Here is a 15,182-nt window from a genome sequence, read left to right as displayed (position 1 = left end):
AGTTTCATGCTTATGCCAACCGTGCTCCGGCCAGGCGACACCGTCGCCGTCATCTCGCCCAGCTCAGGTGCCGCCGCGCTGCATCCCCGGCGTGTCACACGGGCTGTCCGCGCCATGGAGAACCGGCTGGGCCTCCGGGTGCGCATGGCGCCACGGTCCCGGGAAATCTCCGGTTGGACGGCCGGCTCAGTGGACCAGCGCATCGCCGATCTGCACGAATCCTTCGCGGACCCGAACGTCGCCGGCATCCTGTGCTCGATCGGCGGCGATCACTGCGCCCAGCTGCTGCACCGGCTCGACCTGGATCTCGTGCGGGCCCACCCCAAAGTTTTCTGCGGCTATTCCGACGCCACTGTCTTGCACCACGCCCTGTACGGCCAAGTGGGGTTGCGCACTTTCCACGGACCGTCCTTGCTCATGGAATTCGGCGAGTGGCCCGAACCGTTCGCCTATACCCTCGAGCATTTCCGGCGTGCGACGATGAGCACTGAACCGCTGGGCGCCATAGCTCCGAGCGAGTGGTACGTACAGGAATTCCTCGATTGGGCAGACGACGAATCCCGTCCTCGGCAACGTCGTCCGGCTTACTCCAGAACGGCCTTGCGGCCGGGGGAGGCTGAGGGGCCGGCACTCGCGGGTTGCTTGCCCACCTGCACCCAGCTGCTTGGCACACTCTGGCAACCGAGTTACGACGGAACCGTATTCTTCTTGGATATCCCGGACGCGTATCGACCAGCGGACGCCGATCGGGACCTGTGGCACCTGCGCAACGCGGGAGTCCTCGACGACCTGGCCGCCCTGGTGGTAGCGCGGGCACCGGGTGAAACTCCCGCGGAAATCGAACTGCTGCACCGATCTGTGGAGCAAGCGACCGAACATACTTCTTACCCGGTGATCGCGGGACTCGACGCGGGGCACACCGACCCGATGGTCACCCTGCCACTGGGAGTACGCGTCAGGATCAGCGACACGGAGGTCACCGTCTTGGAACCCGGTGTCCGCCCATGAAAGAGACCTGGTCTCGGGGCACCCGGCGAACGGTGGTTCGCTGTCTGGACGGCTACGACCGCAGCCGCGACGAGGGCACCTCGCAGCGTCAGTGCTGAAGAGGAGGGCGCGGAAATCGTGATCATACGATCCCGACACCTTCGCTTGTAACAAGGCTTGTAACGGGCTAGTACTCCAGCCGGACTTCGTGACGTCGCTGGTGGGCTGCCCGCTGGCAGGTGCGGCCACCAGTTGATCATGGTCGGTTGTGTGGACTAACCCTGATCGGCTGGTGGCCGCGGGCCCCAGCGTAAACCCTGACCGGTGGGCGGTGATGTTCGAGGAGATGATCAGCCGGATCGCTGGCCGGTTCACCCGTGTCGAACCCCGCCGACGAGCACGAACACTGCTCCTGGGGCTGCTCTCAGACCTGCCGGACAAGAACTGCTGGACTATCTCCGAACACGCCGGCGACGGCTCCCCCGATGGCGTGCAACACCTGCTGCGTAAGGCAGTGTGGGATGCCGACGAACTTCGCGACGACCTGCGTGACTACGTCACCGAACACCTCGGCGATACAGACGTGGTGCTGGTCGTCGACGAAACCGGCGACCTCAAGAAAGGCGTCCGCACCGTCGGCGTGCAACGCCAGTACACCGGCACCGCGGGACGCATCGAGAACGCCCAGGTCGCGGTCTACCTCACCTACGCCACCGACACCGGGCACGCGTTCATCGACCGGGCTTTGTACCTGCCGAAATCCTGGACAACCGATCCCGGCCGCTGCACCGACGCCGGAATCCCTGCCACCACCGTGTTCGCGACGAAACCGGCGCTGGCGAAGACCATGATCGGGCGTGCCCTCGACGCCGGTGTCCAGGTCGGGTGGGTCGCTGGTGACGAGGTCCACGGCGCCGACCCCAGCCTGCGCAAGGACCTCGAGCAACGCGGCGTCGGCTACGTCCTCGCCATCGGCTGCGACCGCCGCGTCACCACACCGGCAGGCGAACTGCGCGCCGATGGTGTCGCCGCGAGGCTGCCCAAACATGTCTGGCAGCGCCTCTCCGCGGGTACCGGAGCGAAGGGACATCGCTACTACGACTGGGCTTTCGCCGACATCGACAACGACGAGCGCGGCGGTTGTCGCTGGTTGCTAATCCGCCGCAACCGCACCACCGATCAGCTGGCGTTCTACCGCTGCTACTCGCCTCGGCCGGTGGCGCTGCGGGCCCTGGTGCAGGTTGCGGGCAGGAGGTGGACGGTCGAGGAATCGTTCCAGACCGGCAAAGGTCTCACCGGTCTTGATCAGCACCAAGTCCGACGCTGGACCTCCTGGCATCGCTGGACGGTCATGGCCATGCTCGCCCACGCTTTCCTCGCCGTTGTCGCGTCTACCGAACGAACCCGCGAGTCTGCGACCGCCGGGTGGGTTTCGCTGACCTGCAACGAAATCCACCACCTATTCACCACCCTCATCAGCCGCCCGGTTCTCGATGCCGCACACCGGATCCACTGCTCACGATGGCGCAGACGCCACCAATACCGCGCCCAGCAAGGCCACTACCAGCGACAATCCACCCACGAACCATGACCATCACGAACTACGGCTGGAGTACTAGTACTCCAGCCGGACTTCGTGATGTCGCTGGTGGGCTGCCCGTAGACAGGTGCGGCCACCAGTTGATCATGGTCGGTTGTGTGGACTAACCCTGAACGGCTGGTGGCCGCGGGTCCCAGCGTAAACCCCGACCGATGGGCGGTGATGTTCGAGGAGATGATCAGCCGGATCGCCGACCGGTTCACCCGCGTCGAACCCCGCCGACGAGCACGAACACTGCTGCTCGGGCTGCTGTCGGACCTGCCGGACAAGAACTGCTGGACTATCTCCGAACACGCCGGCGACGACACCCCCGACGGGATACAACACCTGCTGCGCAAAGCGGTCTGGGACGCCGACAAGGTCCGCGACGACCTGCGCGACTACGTCACCGAACACCTCGGCGACACCGGCGCCGTGCTGGTCGTCGACGAAACCGGCGACCTCAAGAAAGGCGTCCACACCGTCGGAGTGCAACGCCAATACACCGGCACCGCGGGTCGCATCGAGAACGCCCAGGTCGCGGTCTACCTCACCTACGCCACCGACACCGGCCACGCATTCATCGACCGAGCCCTCTACCTCCCGACATCCTGGACCACCGATCCCGACCGCCGCGCAGGCGCCGGAATCCCCGACGACACCGCATTCGCGACGAAACCCGCGCTGGCGACCACCATGATCGGGGGCGCCCTCGATGCCGGCGTCCGTGCACAGTGGGTCGCCGGGGACGAGGTTTACGGAGCCGACCCCCACCTGCGCAAGAACCTCGAACAACGCGGAGTCGGCTACGTTCTCGCCATCGGCCGCGACCGCCGGGTCAGCACTCCAGCAGGCGTGCTGCGCGCTGACGGTGTCGCCGCGAGGCTGCCCAAGCACGTCTGGCAACGCCTCCCCGCCGGCGCTGGAGCGAAAGGACATCGCTACTACGACTGGGCTTTCGCCGACATCGACACCGCCGAGCCCGACGGGCACCGGTGGCTGCTGATCCGCCGCCACCGCACCACCGGCGAACTGGCGTTCTACCGCTGCTACGCACCCGAGCCCGTGCCGCTACGGATCCTGGTTCAAGTCGCGGGCCGCAGGTGGACGATCGAGGAATCCTTCCAGACCAGCAAAGGCCTCACCGGGCTTGACCAGCACCAGGTCCGACGGTGGACCTCCTGGCACCGCTGGACGGTCATGGCGATGCTCGCCCACGCCTTCCTCGCCGTTGTCGCATCGTCCGAACGAAACCCCAAGTCCTCGACCGGCGGGTGGATCTCATTGACCTGCAACGAAATCCACCACCTGTTCACCACACTCATCAGCCGACCCGTTCTCGATGCCGCGCACCGGATCCGCTGCTCAAGCTGGCGCAGACGCCACCAACACCGAGCCCAGCAAGGCCACTACCAGCGACAATCGATCCACGAACCATGACCATCACGAACTACGACTGGAGTACTAGATGAGGTGGCGTTGGAGTTCAGCGCTGATTCCGCTGCGGACGTGGTGCCCGTCGAAGTCATCTACACCCTGGGGAGCGCCCGGAGCACAGCGGTGCTCCTGGTCGAGCGTGCGGGCACCACGGCGATCGTGCTGGATGAGCGGCGGGTGCTCGACCCGTTGCTCGTGCTGGTGAGCGTCCGGTCCGGCGAGTCCGCCTTCACCACCGCGTCGCTCGCTGCCGCCACCGTCCCCATCGGCGGGGAGTTGTGGTGTACCCGGCGGTTTACGAGGTTGGCGGCGTCGTTTCCCGGTACCTCGCCGCGCCGCCGGAAACGCTGGCCGCCCGTCACACCGACCGGCGAGCGCCGGGAGTGGCACTGAACTACCAGCCCACACCCGAACTCGTCTCTACGGCCGAGGCGCGGCTGGTCGAGCTCATCACCGGCTGCTTCGCGACGCTGCCCGCTGTGCCGAAGGGCTGGTCACCGTCACCCCGCACGACAAGGTGAGGGTCACCTTCCTGACCGAACTCGCTCTGAGCCTGTCCACCGTGCAGACCTGCACCGCCGGTGGCGGCACGCTGAGCGCCAAGGCCACGGGCGACGTCGTCGGCGCCGGTCTCACCGACCTCGTCCTTTCCCCCGATGGCACGAGCTTCTTCAGCGCGGCCGGCTCGCGGGACCGGGTCGAAGCCTTCGCCTCCGCGGACCTCGTTCACCTGGCCACCGGAGCGCTCACCACCGATGCCAAGGACATCTTGATCTACGAGGACGGCGGTATCACCCCGGTCGAAACCGTGGCACTGGATTCCGGCGAAAGCGTCGCCCGCGCGGCCTCGCCTGGACCAACGACCAGGACCGCCTCTTCGTGGTCACCCAGCACTACAACCAGCCCGAACCCGCCCTGGAAGTCGTCCACCACCCCGTCGACTAGGAACACCGGTGCCGACCTGGACGCCACCCGGGTCGGCACGTCCCGCTGCTGAGTTGGCCGCAGAAGGACGGTGGGGGACCGGTCCCGCACAATGCGCGTCTACTGCACGTCATGATCCGAATAGTCGTCATCGCGCCTGCTGGGGGCAGGCTTGCTCGCCGCGTGCGATCAGCGTCCCGGCATTGGCGGGTTCGTTCTTCTACGACGGCGTGCACTCGCCGTGGCTCAGCGGCCATGGTGGTAACGCGCTGCGCCGACCGCGACGACGGTGACTCCGGCCGAGACAGCTCCGCTCGTCCGACGTTCGAGCTTCCTCCATGTGCTAGCCGAAGCCTTTGAGGACGGTAAAATCCCGTTCGCGGGAGAGCGCCGGCTGTGCACCTGATCGACGTGTCGAGGAAGAGGGACGGCGTGACTACGGGAAGAAGACACTTGACGTGGCTGGTGCTGGTCATCGCCTGCGTGGTCGCGGGATGTGGTCCGGGGTCCACCGGTCGTGCCTCACCGGACGCGGTGATCAAGGCGGTGGAGAGCTTCGCCGGACCTGATGCTCAGGTGTACCAGAATCGGGTGCTGGTGCATCCGCCGGACGGCGAGATGAGCTGGCTGAGCCTGGTCGTGGCGTGCAAACCCGGTGGAGGTTGCGTGGTGGTCGCGCCGGACGGCGCGAGCTATCCGGATCTGGAAGCCTTCGTCGACGACACGGAGCTCATCGAGCCGGGTGCGAGCGTGCGCGGAAACGCCGACCTGGCCTTCCCCGACAAGGACGTGCGCTCGGAGACCTTCACCAAGACCGACCCGTGGATGCAGGGCTGGTACATCGGCGGGGGAGCGCTGCTGGTGGTGCTCGTCGTCGCGGTGGTGTGGCTGATCGTTCGGACCCGACGGCGCCGCCGGGAAGCCGAGCGCCTGCTTCGGGCCTGGCGCGAACCGCCGGACGCCGAACGGGGGGCCGTCTAGGTGTACTGACCTGGGAGGTTGGGAACGCGGCTGGTGGGTGGGTGGCCGCCGAGTGCGGTGTGGCCGCGGTGGTGATTGTAGGTGTGGAGCCATCGTGGTAGGGCTGCGCGGCGTTCGGTTTCGGAGTGGTAGGGGCGTGCGTAGGCCCATTCGTCGAGCAGGGTGCGGTTGAAGCGTTCGACTTTGCCGCTGGTTTGGGGTCGGTGGGGGCGGGTGCGTTTGTGGGTGATGCCGGCGGTGGTGAGGGCCTCGCGCCAGGCTCGGGATCGGTAGCAGGCGCCGTTGTCGGTGAGTACCCGTGTGACGGTGATGCCGTGCGCGGTGAAGAAGGCGTGGGCGCGGCGCCAGAACGCGACCGCGGTGTCTTTCTTCTCGTCGGGCAGGATCTCGGTGTAGGCCAGGCGGGAGTGGTCGGCGACGGCGTTGTGCAGGTAGTGGTAGCCGATCCGGGGTTTGCCGTGCGGGTAGCGGGCGGTGGTGGTGGCTTGCTTGTTGCGGTGGGCGCTGGCGCGGTCGAGGACTTTGTGGCCGCCGCCGTCGGGGATGTTGCCCAGTTTCTTGATGTCGACGTGGATGAGTTCCCCGGGGGTGGCGCGTTCGTAGCGGCGGATCGGCCGGCCGGTGGCGCGGTCGAGATGGGCCAGGCGGGCCAGGCCGTAGCGGGTCAGCACGCGGTGGACCGTGGCGGGATTGAGTCCGAGCAGGTAGCCGATACGGGCAGGTCCCCACCGGCGTGCCAGGCGGACCTTGATCACCCGCCGTTCGGTGCGCGCGGGTGTGCGGCGCGGGCTGTGGTGGGGTCGGCTGGAGCGATCGCGCATCCCGGCCTGTCCCTCGGCGCGGTAACGGCTGGCCCACCGCTGCGCGGTGGACACCGAGACCTGGAACCGTTCCGCCGCACGTCGCAGCGGCCATCGCTCGTCCACGACACAGCGAGCCAGCCGCAGCCTGCCTGCCGGGGTCAAGGGTGCGTTAGCGTGGGTCATGAGGGCCTCCGTTGCTTCGGTGCAGATGTCGCAATCCACACCGAACCCGGAGGCCCTCCCTCATTCCAAGATCATCCGGCTACGTGTCGCCACGTTCACAACGTCCCGGGTGAATACACCTACGCGGGTGGCCAGGCGGACTGCTTCGCTGGAGACCGTGCGACGTCCATTGCCGACCACCTCTCGGATGAGGTCGTGGGCCGCAGGGCGGTTGCGGACGTCTTCAGGGGCTTCCTGTTCGGCCGTCTGGAGGAGAAGCAACGCACTGGCGTAGTCGCGGCGCTGCTTGTAACCCTTTGCCTGGTCGAGAAGGAATGCGACTCGGCGCTCGATAGAGGGCGAGCGATCGTGATTGATCCGTTCAGCGAGTCTCAGGCCTTCGACCGCCTCGCCGGATTCCACCTCGACACTGACGGCGTACATCGCCACGTTGGTGGGTCCGAACGCCGTCCAGCAGGTGTTGCGTTCGCCGACGTGCTGGGCCAGCGGGACAGCTTCGCGAAGTCGATCACGAGCGGTCCAGGCGTTGCCGCTGCGCACTGCGGCGATGGCGGCAACCAGGAGGAGCGAACCGGTGAGCGCGATCGCGTCGGCGTCACCGCGAGCGACCAGTTCTTTCAAACTGTTTTTGGCCCGGACCGCGACGTCCTCGGCGCCCTGTGCTTCTTTGTCCGCCAAGAGCACCTGGGTCATGTTCCAGTGAGCTGCCGCCAGCCGGACTGGGTCGTCCGCGGCTTCAGCGGTCCGAAGGGCGGTCGGCGACCAGCAGAGACAGCTCTTTCCGGCCGATGCGCTTGGTGACCGTGCGCACCAGCCCGTACAGGTCAGCGGCGTATTGGTGGGCGACGCGCCGGCTGCGGGCCTCGGGACTTCGCAGCGCGGATTCGGTACGCGTGATCAGCTCAGGAAGGCCAGCGGTCAGCCGACTGTAGCGCTCGGGGGAGGTCTGCCAGGTGGACCACGCTGCCAAGACGTCCCCGTGCAAGACATCGAGGTCAGGGGAGGAGGCGGGCTTCGGCGCCGGGCCGGTAAGTGCACGGCAAAGGGCGTCGCCCGCGGTGCCGGATGTCGGCGGGCGGTGGTGCACCGGGAGATGGCTGAGCAGCTGACCCGACTCGACTCCGAGCACCTCGGCGAGCTGGACCAGTACGGGAATCGCAGGGAGCTTCTTACCGAGTTCGATCTGATACAGGTAGTCCGGGGTGATACCGGCCAATCCGGCAACGACCGTCTTGGACTTGTGGGCGGCCGACCGGTAGAACTGGATCCGGCTTCCCACCACGCGCGCCAGATGCTCACTCATCGCGTCCGCCCCTCATCGCGCAGGCCTGACCAGTGCAAATAGTAGCTCGCGCGATGCGGCCCGTCACGGGTGGCAGACTTTCGTCATGACCGCGCCCACTGCGCCGCCCCAGACCCTGCTGCTCTGGGACATCGACCACACACTGATCGAAACCCGCGGTGTCGGCCGCGCCATCTACGACCGGGCTTTCCCAGCGGCGACGGGACGGCCTCTGGCCAAGCTGGCGTCTATCTCCGGCCGTACGGAACTCGACATCATGCGCGAGTCGCTCCGCGTGAACGGCCTCGAGCCGACGGAGGCGATGGTGAACCGCTTGGCGGCCGCGCTCACCGAAGGCTATGAGGACGCACGGGAGGAACTGGCAACGGTCGGTCGTGCACTACCTGGTGCCGAGGAGACTCTGGCCGAACTCGCGAGGAATCCGACGGTGCATCAGGCGGTGCTCAGCGGCAATCTGCGAGCCGTGTCGCGCATCAAGTTGGAGGTCTTCGGGCTGGAGCGCTTCCTCGGCCTCGACAGCAGCGCCTACGGGGACGACCACGTGAGTCGACCTGAGCTGGTGAAGATCGCGCAGGGCCGGGCACGAGAACGCATTGGCGGCCGGTTCGACAACGCCGACACGGTGCTGATCGGTGATACGCCCAACGACGTGCAGGCCGCGTTGACCGCAGGCGTGCGAATTGTCGCGGTAGCCACGGGTAAAAGCTCCATGGACGAGTTGCGCGACGCCGGCGCGACCGTGGTGTTGCCCGAACTCACCGGCGCCGCAGCGACGTTGTTCGGCTGAGTCGCTCGGCACGCGCCCGGAGCAAACTCAACCAGTTGGGCTGGCGCGTCCCCCCGAGGGCTCTGGCTCGACGCGCCACCTTCCGGTGGTCATCGGGCAATTATCTTTACGCATGATCGATAATATTCCTTTCAAAGGAATGTCGTGATGAGACCAGGCTGTCGGTCGAGACCGCGATATTGTGAAGGTTGAAACCCGGATTTGTGCGCGGTGCGGCCTCGCGGGGGCCGTAGCTTCGTCGCGTAAGGCCAGTACTTCGGCGTCGGCGGCGTACCGGAGCCGGTGAAGAATCATGTTCTGTAAGAGCGGGCTGAGCGCGAAGTGTTGAATCGACGGCACGACAGCGTGGTGGGCATTCTCCTGCTGCAACTGGCTCCCCATTGTGTCGAAAGCCTGATGCGATCCGACGGTCTCTTCGAGGAAGAGTGCGGTGAGTTGTAGGTTGTGTTCGGAGGCGAACTCGCGAAGCGCGTGCTCGTTTTGTCGTACCACGTCGTCTGGGCAGTACGCCTCGACCTGGAAGTATCCGAACGCCCGCATGGCCTGGGGATTGTTGTTCTCCACTATCATGAACGCGGCCTTCCGGGACAAGCGCATCCCCGCCAACCCGTGTCTGGGCGTGCGGGTCAGCTCCGGTGCCTACGACGAGGAGCGGCTGGTGGCCACGCCGGTGCTGCGGGCGGCGATGCGGCTGTATGAGCGCGGACTGGGCTTGGGCGGGTTCACGTTGTGCCTGATGGATGCCTGCACCGGGGCGCGTTGGGGGGAGTTGGTCGGGCAGCAGCGGCACGAGTACGACGCCGAGGCTCGACGTATCCGCATCTGCGCGCCGCTCAAGGAGGTCAGCGGGAAGGTGTTCAAGGGCGGGCAGCGCGCTGACCACGCCGACGGCGCGCCCTCGCACCCAACACCGGCGAGGCCGGGCAAGCGGCGAGGCAAAGGCAGGAAGAAGGGACGGACCAAGACGCCCGCCGGGACGCGGTGGGTGGAACTGCCGCCGGGGATCGCGGTGTTCTATGAGGAGCTGATGGACAGCCATCGAGACCCATTTGTGATGTGCACGCCGGAGGGCAAGCCGTGGCGCCGGTCCAACTTCCGGGCCCGGCATTGCGCCCGGTGTGGGACGGCACGGAGACCACGGAGATGGGGGAGGCTCAGGTGGCTCCGCCGATCCTGCCGGAGTTCACGTTTCATGAGGGACGTCACACTCACGCGAGCTGGCTGACCGAGGACGGGATCGCCGAGGTGGCCCGGCGGGCCCGGCTGGGTCAGCGGATGAAGGGCATGGCCCGGGTATACGACCACGTGACGCCGGAGATGCGGCGGCAGGTCATCCAGGTGCTCGAAGCGCGGTGGCTGCAGTCGTTGAACGCACTCACCCCGGCGGAGCGGGTCAAGCTGGGGGAGTGGTTCCCGCACTTGAGGCCGACCAGGCCTGAAACAGCGCTGGAACCGGCGAAGAAGGCCATCGCCTTTTCATCGCCTTCAGAACAGTAAAGCCCTGTCCCCGATGAGGAGGGACAGGGCTTTGACCTGCGACAACATGTGGTGCGCGATACTGGGATTGAACCAGTGACCTCTTCCGTGTCAGACACCGCGCCGATCGTGCAGGGGTCCACGCCGAAGCAGGCGCTGGAGCACGCGGCCGACCTCGCGGTACTGGCCGATTCGCTGGGCTACCACCGGTATTGGGTGCCCGAGCACCACGGCATGCGCGGTGTCCCCAGTTCGGCTCCGGCCGTGCTCGTCGGCCACCTCGCCCAGGTGACCCGGCGCCTGCGGGTCGGGGCGGGTGGGGTGTTGCTGCCCAACCACGCCCCGCTCGTGGTGGCCGAGCAGTTCGGCACGCTGGCCGCGCTCCACCCGGGACGGATCGACCTCGGGATCGGCCGGGCGCCGGGAGGACCACCGGCGGCGGTGGCGGCCGTCCGTTCCGGGCGGACCGCCGGGCCGTTCCGCGCGCAAGTGGAAGAACTGCGCGCGTATCTCGCCGAAGAAGCGGACGTTCCCGCGATCCCCGTGGCGGGCGGGAACGTCCCGGCGCTCTGGCTGCTCGGCTCGTCCGGCGACAGCGCCGAACTCGCCGCCGAACTCGGGTTGCCCTACGCCTTCGCCCACCACCTGAACCCTGAACTGCGACCGGCGGCGCTGGTCAGCGTGTCCGTCATCGCCGCGGAAACCGACGAGCGCGCGGAATGGCTCGCCGGTTCGACGCGGATGAAGGTGCACAGCCGGCTCCGCGGCACCCGAATCCGGCTGCCCAGCCCGGAAGACGCCGCCGGACACCGCTACGACCGTCCGGACACCGGGGCCCGGGTGCTGTGCGGAAGCCCGGAAACGCTGCTGCCGCGACTGCAAGCCGTCCTGGACGGGACCGGCGCGGGAGAACTGATGATCACCACGCCGGTGTACCACCACGAGGACCGACGCCGCTCCTACGAACTCCTCGCCCCGCTCGCCACCCGGCTGACGCCCGGCTGAATGCTATGAATGGGGCATTACTTGCGTTAAACGCTAGTAATGCCCCATTCATAGCATTCGAAGGAGCTACCTGGGGCCGCGCGGGGTCACAGGTGCTGGTGTACCTCGTGGTGGTGGATGACGAAGTCGGCGAAGACGTGGATGCCGTGCCTTCCGGCCACTTCGGTCAGTGCGGCTCGCAGGTCGTGCAGGTGTCCCGGGGCGAGCTGCAGCGGTGGCTCGTCCGGCTGGTAGGTGGCTCGCGGTCGTGGATCACGATCGCGGCGGACTCGTGGCCCGGCCCCGGGATCAGGTCGAGCGCCCGGCCGCCGAGGTCGAACTCACGGCGCTCGTTCGGCCAGTCGGTGAAGCCGAAGTACGCGATCACCTCGTCCCTGCTCCTGCCGACGATGGTGGTGCGCGGCCGGTCGGCGAACTGCCCGTCGGCCGCGACGTGATCACCGTGGCCGTGGGTGTGCGCGACGACGAGTTCGCGGTCGCCGATGAGTTCGTCGACGGTGGCCCGCAGCGGGAAGAACTCGGCTTCGGCGGTGGCACCGGTGTCGAGCAGGAGCGCGCGCCGCTGCCCGGAAAGCAGGAACAGGAAGGGCGCCTCGTAGTTCAGCGCCTTGTTCTGGCGGAGGATCCAGGTGCGCTCGTCGTAGGTGTGGACCTGGAGTGGCGGGGCGGTGTCGAACTTCGGCACCGGGTGCCCGGGGTGCCAGCGGACGTCGAGTCGTGGCGTCATGCGCTGATCCTGGCACGCGGCGCCTACGATCGGCGGGTGGTCGAGCCCCGAGGAACCGATGCGCCGGATGACCTGTTGTCGTTCGTGGAGGTCGCGCTCGATCGGACGCAGGAGCGCCTGCCCGGCACGGACCGCGCGGCGATGGCCATGGTGCTGATGATCCACCGGGTGGCGAACGCGCTCGTCTACGACCTCGAATCCACCGTCCACCGGCCCGCCGGGTGGAGCTGGTCGGCCTTCCGGCTGGTGTTCACGCTGTGGGTCTCCGGGCCGCAGGAACCGAGCCGAGCCGCGGAGCTGACCGGGATGAGCCGGGCCGCGGTGTCCAGCCTCGCCAAGACGCTCACCGCCTCCGGCGTGCTCGACCGGGTGCCCGACGACCGCGATCGCCGCACCGTGCTGCTGGCGCTCACCGACACCGGCAGGCAACGGCTCGAGGCGACCTTCCGCCGTCACAACGAGCGTGAAGCGGCTTGGGCCGGACTGCTCGAACCCGGCGAACTCGAAGTGCTCAACCGCGTCCTCGGCAAGCTCGCGTCGGCCGCGCACACCGAGGACTGGGTCAACCTCCGCTTCTGACCGGAGTTGTGACCCAGATCACTGGCATTCCCCGCGGCGGTCCCGTACGTTCCCCGCTAATCAAACCTTTGATTACCTCCCAATGCCGGGAAGGGACTGCCAATGACGCTCAGCCCCCGAACCGTCCCCACCAGCCCAGCGCAACTGCGGCGCGTGGTGGGCGCCAGCCTGGTCGGCACCACGATCGAGTGGTACGACTTCTTCATCTACGCCTCCGCCGCCGGCCTGGTGTTCGGCAAGCAGTTCTTCCCGGCGCTCGACGGCACGGCGGCGCTGCTGGCCTCGTTCGCCACGCTCGGCGTCAGCTTCGTCGCCCGGCCCATCGGCGGCATCGTCGCCGGCCACCTGGGGGACCGGTACGGGCGCAAGGTCGTGCTGGTGGCCACGCTCCTGCTGATGGGCGTCTCCACGGTCGGCGTCGGCCTGCTGCCCGCATACGCCTCGATCGGCGTGGCCGCGCCGGTCCTGCTCGTCGTTCTCCGCCTGCTGCAAGGACTTTCCGCCGGTGGCGAGTGGGGTGGGGCCGCGCTGATGTCGGTGGAGCACGCGCCGCCCGGCCGTCGCGGGTTCTTCGGCTCGTTCCCGCAGATCGGCGTGCCGATCGGCCTGCTGCTGGCGAACCTGGTCTTCTTCGCCGTCTCGGCCACGACGACCGAGGAGCAGTTCCAGTCGTGGGGCTGGCGCGTGCCGTTCCTGCTGTCGGTGGTGCTGATCGGCGTCGGGTTCTTCGTCCGCGCCAGGGTTTCCGAGAGCCCGGTGTTCACCGAACTGCGTGACCGGCGGACCCGGCGGTCGGCTCCGCTGCCGCGGCTGTTCCGGGCCCACCGGCGGGAACTGCTCGTCGCAATCGGCCTGTTCATCGCCAACAACATGGTCGGCTACATCCTGATCGCGTTCATCAACTCCTACGGCACCCGCACCCTCGGCCTGTCGAGCTCGTCGATGTTGTTCGCGGGCATGGTCGGCGCCGTGGCCTGGGGTGTGTTCACCATCCTCGCCGGACGGTGGTCCGACACCTGGGGCCGCCGCCGCACCTACCTGGTCGGCACGGTCGCGATGGCGGCGTGGACCTTCCCGTTCTTCCTGCTCTTCGACACCCGCTCGATGCCGCTGATGTTGTTGTCGGTGGTCGTACTCGCGTTCGGGCTCGGCCTGACCTACGGCCCGCAGGCCGCGACCTACGCGGAGTTGTTCCCGGCTTCGGTCCGCTACAGCGGCGTTTCCTTCGCGTACGCCTTCGGCGCGATCCTCGGCGGCGGGTTCGCGCCCTTGGTCGGAACGTGGCTGATCGGCGTCACCGGCACTTCTTTGTCGGTGTCGGCCTACATGCTGCTCGCCTGCCTGGTCACCCTCGCCGCCGTGCTCGCGTTACGGGAACGTCCCGCCGCCGAGCGCGAGGCGTTCGTGCTGGCGACCGACTGACCACCGCACTGCGAAAGGAAAACCGATGGCCAAGCCATTCGCCTCGTCCGCCGACACCGCCGTCAAGGAGCAGACCCTCGAGGTGCTCGCCGACGGCGTCTACGCCCTCACCGCGGAGGGTGATCCGAACATCGGCGCGATGGAGGGCGAGGACTTCCTGGTCTGCTTCGAAGCGCTCGCCACCCCGGTCGCCGCGCGGAAATGGCTGGCGAAGCTGCGCGAGCACACCGGCAAACCGGTGCGTTACCTGGTGCTGAGCCACTACCACGCGGTACGGGTGCTCGGTGCCAGCGCGTTCGACGCGGAAACGATCGTCGCGCACGAAACCACCGCCGCACTCGTGGCCGAACGGGGATTGCAGGACTGGGAAAGCGAGTTCGCGCGGATGCCGCGGCTGGCCGAGGCCGCCGAATCGGTGCCCGGTCTCACCTGGCCCACGCTCACCTTCGCCGACCGCCTCACCATCGACCTCGGGGGCGATCGCGGTGAGCTGGTGCTGCAGTGGCACGGCCGCGGGCACACCGAAGGCGACATCACCGCGTGGCTGCCGCGGCAGAAGATCCTCTTCGCCGGTGACCTCGTGGAGGCCGAGGCCGCGTTGTACACCGGCGACGCGTTCCACCGTGATTGGGCGACCGGCACGCTGGACGCGGTGAAGGCGCTCGGCGCCGAGCAACTGGTCGGCGGCCGTGGCGCGGTCAGCCGGGGCCGGGACGCCGTCGACGCCGCGATCGAGCAGACGCGTGGCTTCCTCGACGTGATGATCCGCGAAGTCGGTGCTGTACAACAGCGTGGTGGCACGCTCAAGGAGGCTTTCGAGGCCACGCACGCCGCGCTGGTCGGCGACTACGGCCACTGGCCGATCTTCGAGCACTGCCTGCCGTTCGACGTGTCGCGGCTCTGGGACGAGCTGTCCGGCGTCGAGCGGCCGGTGATCTGGACCGCCGAACGCGACCGTGAGGTGTGGGCGCAGCTGCAGGGCTGACCGG

At 67.7% G+C, this 15,182-nt stretch carries 16 protein-coding genes; 12 read left to right on the top strand and 4 right to left on the bottom strand.

The genetic code is table 11. The features are described from left to right. Positions 1–6 precede the first annotated feature (6 nt). The 6 genes from L3Q67_RS36060 to L3Q67_RS36035 all read left to right on the top strand — a co-directional run bounded on the left by L3Q67_RS36060 (position 7) and on the right by L3Q67_RS36035 (position 5,908). A complete protein-coding gene (locus tag L3Q67_RS36060) occupies positions 7–1,008 on the top strand; it encodes a S66 peptidase family protein (RefSeq protein WP_499185890.1) in 1,002 nt (333 codons plus the stop codon). A 313-nt stretch (positions 1,009–1,321) separates the two neighbouring features. Then, complete coding sequence (locus L3Q67_RS36055; RefSeq protein ID WP_499191722.1) at positions 1,322–2,578, top strand: IS701 family transposase; 1,257 nt, start codon at positions 1,322–1,324, stop codon at positions 2,576–2,578. A gap of 171 nt (positions 2,579–2,749) precedes the next feature. Next, on the top strand, positions 2,750–4,006 hold the full coding sequence (locus L3Q67_RS36050) for an IS701 family transposase (protein ID WP_499185889.1): 1,257 nt from the start codon (positions 2,750–2,752) through the stop codon (positions 4,004–4,006). A 39-nt stretch (positions 4,007–4,045) separates the two neighbouring features. After that, positions 4,046–4,396 (top strand): hypothetical protein, encoded by a 351-nt coding sequence (locus L3Q67_RS36045; protein WP_499185888.1) that lies wholly within the window; start codon positions 4,046–4,048, stop codon positions 4,394–4,396. Positions 4,397–4,520: 124 nt separating this feature from the next. Next, the gene (locus L3Q67_RS36040) at positions 4,521–5,000 is read left to right on the top strand and encodes a hypothetical protein (protein WP_499185887.1); all 480 of its coding nucleotides are present in this window, start codon (positions 4,521–4,523) and stop codon (positions 4,998–5,000) included. A 380-nt stretch (positions 5,001–5,380) separates the two neighbouring features. Continuing rightward, the gene (locus tag L3Q67_RS36035) at positions 5,381–5,908 is read left to right on the top strand and encodes a hypothetical protein (RefSeq protein ID WP_499185886.1); all 528 of its coding nucleotides are present in this window, start codon (positions 5,381–5,383) and stop codon (positions 5,906–5,908) included. Here L3Q67_RS36035 and L3Q67_RS36030 read toward each other — a convergent pair. From L3Q67_RS36030 to L3Q67_RS36020, 3 genes are read right to left on the bottom strand one after another with little or no spacing between them, the layout of a single operon-like run. After that, entirely contained in the window at positions 5,905–6,894 is a 990-nt protein-coding gene (locus L3Q67_RS36030) for an IS481 family transposase (RefSeq protein ID WP_499185885.1), read from the bottom strand. The genes L3Q67_RS36035 and L3Q67_RS36030 overlap by 4 nt on opposite strands. A gap of 60 nt (positions 6,895–6,954) precedes the next feature. Continuing rightward, the gene (locus L3Q67_RS36025; RefSeq protein ID WP_499185884.1) at positions 6,955–7,587 is read right to left on the bottom strand and encodes a hypothetical protein; all 633 of its coding nucleotides are present in this window, start codon (positions 7,585–7,587) and stop codon (positions 6,955–6,957) included. Between the two features lie 43 nt (positions 7,588–7,630). Further along, positions 7,631–8,197 (bottom strand): helix-turn-helix domain-containing protein, encoded by a 567-nt coding sequence (locus L3Q67_RS36020; RefSeq protein WP_499185883.1) that lies wholly within the window; start codon positions 8,195–8,197, stop codon positions 7,631–7,633. Between the two features lie 85 nt (positions 8,198–8,282). Between L3Q67_RS36020 and L3Q67_RS36015 the strand changes: the two genes are divergently transcribed. From L3Q67_RS36015 to L3Q67_RS36005, 3 genes are all read left to right on the top strand, one after another. Continuing rightward, positions 8,283–8,984: an HAD family hydrolase gene (locus L3Q67_RS36015; RefSeq protein WP_499185882.1), complete on the top strand. Its 702-nt coding sequence runs from the start codon at positions 8,283–8,285 to the stop codon at positions 8,982–8,984. 1,158 nt (positions 8,985–10,142) lie between these two features. Next, positions 10,143–10,481: a site-specific integrase gene (locus L3Q67_RS36010; RefSeq protein WP_499185881.1), complete on the top strand. Its 339-nt coding sequence runs from the start codon at positions 10,143–10,145 to the stop codon at positions 10,479–10,481. Positions 10,482–10,556: 75 nt separating this feature from the next. Beyond that, on the top strand, positions 10,557–11,465 hold the full coding sequence (locus L3Q67_RS36005; protein WP_499185880.1) for an LLM class flavin-dependent oxidoreductase: 909 nt from the start codon (positions 10,557–10,559) through the stop codon (positions 11,463–11,465). A 166-nt stretch (positions 11,466–11,631) separates the two neighbouring features. Here L3Q67_RS36005 and L3Q67_RS36000 read toward each other — a convergent pair whose 3' ends face one another. Then, a complete protein-coding gene (locus L3Q67_RS36000; protein WP_499185879.1) occupies positions 11,632–12,192 on the bottom strand; it encodes an MBL fold metallo-hydrolase in 561 nt (186 codons plus the stop codon). A gap of 36 nt (positions 12,193–12,228) precedes the next feature. Here L3Q67_RS36000 and L3Q67_RS35995 point away from each other — a divergent pair, with 36 nt between their 5' ends. The 3 genes from L3Q67_RS35995 (at position 12,229) to L3Q67_RS35985 (ending at position 15,178) form a co-directional block, all read left to right on the top strand. Further along, positions 12,229–12,771, top strand: coding sequence for a MarR family winged helix-turn-helix transcriptional regulator (locus tag L3Q67_RS35995; protein WP_499185878.1), 543 nt, complete (start codon positions 12,229–12,231; stop codon positions 12,769–12,771). A gap of 102 nt (positions 12,772–12,873) precedes the next feature. After that, positions 12,874–14,193 (top strand): MFS transporter, encoded by a 1,320-nt coding sequence (locus L3Q67_RS35990; RefSeq protein ID WP_499185877.1) that lies wholly within the window; start codon positions 12,874–12,876, stop codon positions 14,191–14,193. Positions 14,194–14,218: 25 nt separating this feature from the next. After that, a complete protein-coding gene (locus L3Q67_RS35985; protein ID WP_499185876.1) occupies positions 14,219–15,178 on the top strand; it encodes an MBL fold metallo-hydrolase in 960 nt (319 codons plus the stop codon). The last annotated feature ends 4 nt before the right edge of the window (positions 15,179–15,182 follow it).

Source organism: Saccharothrix sp. AJ9571, from assembly GCF_021725495.1.
Classification (GTDB): domain Bacteria; phylum Actinomycetota; class Actinomycetes; order Mycobacteriales; family Pseudonocardiaceae; genus Amycolatopsis; species Amycolatopsis magusensis.
The sequence above is the reverse complement of the archived record's forward strand: the minus strand, read 5'-3'. Positions and strand labels throughout refer to the sequence as shown.

What these genes read in the sequence shown, in the direction of transcription:
- L3Q67_RS36015 (WP_499185882.1), top strand. Translation starts at nt 8,283, where the DNA reads ATGACCGCGCCCACTGCGCCGCCCCAGACCCTGCTGCTCTGGGACATC.
- L3Q67_RS36050 (WP_499185889.1), top strand. Translation starts at nt 2,750, where the DNA reads ATGTTCGAGGAGATGATCAGCCGGATCGCCGACCGGTTCACCCGCGTC.
- L3Q67_RS36060 (WP_499185890.1), top strand. Translation starts at nt 7, where the DNA reads ATGCTTATGCCAACCGTGCTCCGGCCAGGCGACACCGTCGCCGTCATC.
- L3Q67_RS36055 (WP_499191722.1), top strand. Translation starts at nt 1,322, where the DNA reads ATGTTCGAGGAGATGATCAGCCGGATCGCTGGCCGGTTCACCCGTGTC.
- L3Q67_RS36000 (WP_499185879.1), bottom strand. Translation starts at nt 12,192, where the DNA reads ATGACGCCACGACTCGACGTCCGCTGGCACCCCGGGCACCCGGTGCCG.
- L3Q67_RS36025 (WP_499185884.1), bottom strand. Translation starts at nt 7,587, where the DNA reads ATGACCCAGGTGCTCTTGGCGGACAAAGAAGCACAGGGCGCCGAGGAC.
- L3Q67_RS35990 (WP_499185877.1), top strand. Translation starts at nt 12,874, where the DNA reads ATGACGCTCAGCCCCCGAACCGTCCCCACCAGCCCAGCGCAACTGCGG.
- L3Q67_RS36030 (WP_499185885.1), bottom strand. Translation starts at nt 6,894, where the DNA reads ATGACCCACGCTAACGCACCCTTGACCCCGGCAGGCAGGCTGCGGCTG.
- L3Q67_RS36020 (WP_499185883.1), bottom strand. Translation starts at nt 8,197, where the DNA reads ATGAGTGAGCATCTGGCGCGCGTGGTGGGAAGCCGGATCCAGTTCTAC.
- L3Q67_RS35985 (WP_499185876.1), top strand. Translation starts at nt 14,219, where the DNA reads ATGGCCAAGCCATTCGCCTCGTCCGCCGACACCGCCGTCAAGGAGCAG.